At 50.6% G+C, this 3,260-nt stretch carries 3 protein-coding genes; all 3 read left to right on the forward strand.

The window, feature by feature from the left end:
* The first annotated feature begins 195 nt into the window (after nucleotides 1-195).
* A complete protein-coding gene (locus QME45_10125) occupies nucleotides 196-690 on the forward strand; it encodes a MarR family winged helix-turn-helix transcriptional regulator (protein ID MDI6619011.1) in 495 nt (164 codons plus the stop codon).
* 38 nt (nucleotides 691-728) lie between these two features.
* The gene (locus tag QME45_10130; GenBank protein ID MDI6619012.1) at nucleotides 729-2,456 is read left to right on the forward strand and encodes an ABC transporter ATP-binding protein; all 1,728 of its coding nucleotides are present in this window, start codon (nucleotides 729-731) and stop codon (nucleotides 2,454-2,456) included.
* A partial coding sequence (locus QME45_10135) for a hypothetical protein (GenBank protein MDI6619013.1) occupies nucleotides 2,453-3,260 on the forward strand: 808 nt, incomplete at its 3' end. The genes QME45_10130 and QME45_10135, both read left to right, overlap by 4 nt.

Here is a 3,260-nt window from a genome sequence, read left to right on the forward strand (position 1 = left end):
GCCTTAGAACTTACAAAACTTGAATCTGGCGAATGAGTGTTCAAAATAACACAAGCCTATATTACGAATTGAAGCTTTAAAATAGCTGTCCTTGACCATCTCTAAAAAGAGTGATATAGTATTGCTAACCTAATGATTAAATAATTTAATAATTCAAATAATGAATCATTCAAATTCTAAAGGAAGTGACAGATTATGAAAAATGATGTGGATTTGTCTGGGGAGAACCTTTCAAAGGCTTTCCTGCAGTTTCCCTATCTCTATCGATACAGCAGAAGGACACACGTCGGGCCGGCGGACGAACGATTCGATTTGAAGCCAGGTGATATCATGATGCTTTTTGCCATCAAAAACGAGCAAAATAAGCAGGCCGGCGTTACGGCAACCATGCTGAGCGCGAGCACGGGGATGAAAACACCATCGATCAACCCTATTCTCTCGGTCTTGGAGGAGCGCAAGTTGATCTGCCGCGCCACCGACCCTGGCGACAGGCGCTTCGTCCTGATTACACTGACTGAAAACGGAGAAAAGGTGTTGGATCATGTCCGACGGCGCTATGTAAGCCGTATCCGAGAGCTTGTCGCTTACCTTGGCACCGAAAAAAGCAATCTTCTCGCAGAACTGATGAACGAAGTTTACGAATATCTCCGACAGAAAAGCGGATGCCCGCCGGAAGATACGCGGAAATAAGCGGGAGTGCTCTCCCGCGACTCTGGAGGTGTTTTAATATGTGGAAAATTTATCGCAGACTGAAATCGCATTCCCTGCAGATTACTTGGATTATCGCATTTGAGTTCCTGCAGAGCCTCACTGACCTGTATCTTCCGACAATCATGTCGGACATCATCAACGACGGCATCATGAAGGAGGATGTGGACTACATAGTGCACGAAGGGCTTTATATGCTGCTGATTTCTGGCTGCGGCGTCACTTGCGCCCTGCTTGCCAGATTACTGAGCTCGAAAGTTATGGCTGGCTTCGGTCGCGAACTTCGCAATAATATTTTTGAACATGTCGAAAGCTTTTCGCTAGGCGAATTCGACCGGTTTGGATCTTCGACGCTGGTGACGCGTACCACGAACGACGTCATGCAGATTCAGACCGTGACTATAATCATTCTGAACATGATCCTGCACGCGATCGTCATGTGCATCGGCGGCGTGATCCTTGCGTATTCCAAGGATCAGCGCCTGACGATCCTCCTGCTCATTGTGTTGCCGCTCGTGGCAGCTATAATCTATCTTATCGCAAGATTTGTCATACCGCTTTTCAGGCAGGTACAGAAGAAGGTCGACAAGCTCAATCTTATTCTGAGCGAGAACCTCAAGGGAATCCGCGTCATTCGCGCGTTCAACCGAGAGGCACATGCCAAAAAGCGTTTTGCTCAGGCGAACGGTGACCTGACCAACACCTATATTAAGGTCAACCGAATCCTTGCGATACTGATGCCTACCGTTACCATGCTGATGGAAACGCTTATAGTGGGACTCCTCTGGTTCGGCGCCATCCGAGTCGACGAGAGTAAGATGGATCTCGGCGCTCTCATCGCTTTTCTGCAGTACGCGATGCAGATCATGTTTGCACTCGTCATGGTGACAATCATGTTCATCATGATTCCGCGGGGGCAGGCTGCTGCCGACCGCATCAACGAAGTCCTCGAAACAAAGCCGTCTATCCGGAACCTGCTAGGCGCGCATAGCGCCGACTTCGAACGCGGTTTTGTCGAGTTCGATCATGTGACGTTCCGCTATCAAGGGGCGGAAGAGCCAGCGCTGAAAGACGTTTCGTTTAAGGCAAAACCGGGCGAGACGACCGCGATTATTGGCGGGACGGGAAGCGGCAAGTCGACGCTGGTTAACCTGATCCCGCGCTTTTACGAGCCCGAAAGCGGTCGCGTACTGGTTGACGGCGTTGACGTACGCGAATTTCCGCAGGAGCAGCTTCGTGCCAAGATCGGCTTTGTGCCGCAGACGGCCGTCCTGTTTACCGGTTCCGTCGCTGACAATCTGCGCTATGGCAGGGAGAATGCAGATGAAAAAGAGTTGCTTCACGCTGCGCAGGTGGCGCAGGCCAGCGACTTTATCTCCGAGATGGAGGATGGATTTAATACCATGCTGTCGGAAGGCGGCCTCAACCTTTCCGGGGGGCAGAAACAGCGGCTCGCGATTGCACGGGCGATTGTCCGCAAGCCGGAAATATATGTTTTTGATGACAGTTTCTCCGCACTCGACTTCAAGACGGATGCGAATCTGCGCGCTGCGCTTCGAAAAGAGATGGGAGATGCAACCGTTATCATTGTGGCTCAGCGAGTTGGCAGCATTATGAATGCCGACCGCATCATCGTTCTCGATGAAGGAGCCATTGTAGGTATCGGAACGCACCGGGAACTGCTTGATACTTGTAAGATATACCGCGAAATCGTATCATCGCAGCTAACAAAGGAGGAGATAGCATGAACGGAACTGCAAAAAAGCCGAAAAGGCTGATGGGGCTGGCGCGCAGAGGCGGTGCCCCAGCGGAAAAAGCCAAAGATTTTCGGGGAACAACCCGTCGGCTGCTCCGCTACCTGCGCCCGCAGATACCGAAACTGGTTATAGTATTCTGCTTTGCAGTGGCAGCGACTTATTTCGCCGTGAAAGCACCCAAGGTCGTTGGCGAGGCAACAAATCAGCTGACGGATGGCTTTATTGCCAAATCGACGGTGAAGTCCGTTGAGAAAATCCAGAAAAAGATTGACCCATCTGTTAATGATATGTTCAAAAAACTTGGCATCAACGAGGCTGAGGCACTTCGGAAGGCGGATGAGGACGTGGCGAAGAGATTCAACGAGGCGGTGGCAGCAAAGAAGCAGCAGGCTTATGGTGATGCCGTAAAGACTGCTGACGCTGCGGCAGAAGCAGAATTTAAGAAGATGCTCGATGCAAAGAAACAGCAAGCGTATGAATCTGCCAAAAAGGCCGCGGACGAAGTCGCAGCGAAGAAATTCAACGAGGCGGTAGCATCAAAGAAGCAGCAGGCTTACGATGATGCTGTAAAGACCGCTGACGCCGCGGTGGAAGCAGAATTTAAGAAATTGCTCGATTCGAAGAAACAGCAGGCGTATGAATCTGCAGAAAAAGCCGCAGATGAAGCGATCGACGCAAAGTTTGCCGGATATCCAAAAACCCCGGAGGTTGAGGCACAGAAAAAGGCGCTTAAAGAAGAAGCTGAGGCACAGGCAAGAAAGCAGGTGGATGCGGAGTTTGTAAAACAGCAACCTA

The sequence above is a fragment of the Clostridiales bacterium genome (assembly GCA_030016385.1).
Classification (GTDB): Bacteria; Bacillota; Clostridia; order Clostridiales; family Oxobacteraceae; genus JASEJN01.

Excerpts from the sequence above, each read along its gene's own strand:
- QME45_10125 (MDI6619011.1), top strand. The coding sequence starts at position 196 with ATGAAAAATGATGTGGATTTGTCTGGGGAGAACCTTTCAAAGGCTTTC.
- QME45_10130 (MDI6619012.1), top strand. The coding sequence starts at position 729 with ATGTGGAAAATTTATCGCAGACTGAAATCGCATTCCCTGCAGATTACT.